The 780-nt window shown below is 37.2% G+C and carries 1 protein-coding gene and 1 pseudogene; one reads left to right on the top strand and one right to left on the bottom strand.

Going from position 1 to position 780, the window contains the following annotated elements; all coding sequences use genetic code 11:
- Window positions 1–192, top strand: a pseudogene (locus RR876_RS16830) (LysE family translocator); the annotation flags it as partial.
- Window positions 193–364: 172 nt separating this feature from the next.
- Here the strand turns inward: RR876_RS16830 and RR876_RS16825 are convergent.
- On the bottom strand, window positions 365–780 hold a 416-nt coding region (locus tag RR876_RS16825; protein ID WP_332637169.1), incomplete at its 5' end, for a hypothetical protein.

The following is a 780-nucleotide window of genomic DNA, read 5'->3' as shown; positions in this document are numbered from 1 at the left end:
GTACAGTCGATGACTTTAGGCCTAATTCAAATTGTAGTCAGTGTTTTTGTGAATGTATTGATTGTCTACTCTGCTGGCTCATTAGCAGCCTTGATGAACCGCAAGCCGATTTGGGCACAAATTCAAAAGTGGATGATGGGAACTGTTTTATCGGTCTTAGCTGTTCGTCTTTTGATGGATGAGCGAAAATAAGTGTGTCAATTTTATCTTTTTAAGAGAGTTCAAAATCAATTCTAGGTGGATCTAGAAGCTCAAATTACAGATTCGGGCTTTGTGGCTTCATATCAACCCGTTAGGTCAAATCGGTGGATTGAATCGTAATTTTTTTATTATTAAACGTTTGAACTCGAACTTAAGAAAAGATCTATTCAAATTGTGGATATACAAAATCGTAATCTCCTGTTTTTATACGGGTCACGATCGCATGAGGGTTAATAACCACACCGATTTCAGCTTTACGGTTTTCTCCCTCTAGCTTTCCAACATATGTAAATTGATCATCATTAATTTGCCATACATACCAGTTTTGAGATATTTTTATTGTTTCCTCTCCTACTTTCGCACCATAATCTCTTGAATCTCTAAATAGAATTTTAGAAACATCTCCAAGCTCTGTACTCTTGCCAACTTTAGTCCACAGATTCATTTTTACTCCCCATCTCGTCACACAGTGGGCATAAAACTCGACCTCATCATGAACAATATCCGATATGTCAGAGTGAGGTCCACATGGATACTCAGTTTTAAATGCCCTAATCACATCACTATTCAGTTGTGTTT

The organism is Acinetobacter sp. (assembly GCF_036666595.1).
GTDB lineage: Bacteria > Pseudomonadota > Gammaproteobacteria > Pseudomonadales > Moraxellaceae > Acinetobacter.
Note: the sequence above shows the minus strand (reverse complement) of the source record. Positions and strands in the feature narration are given on the sequence as shown.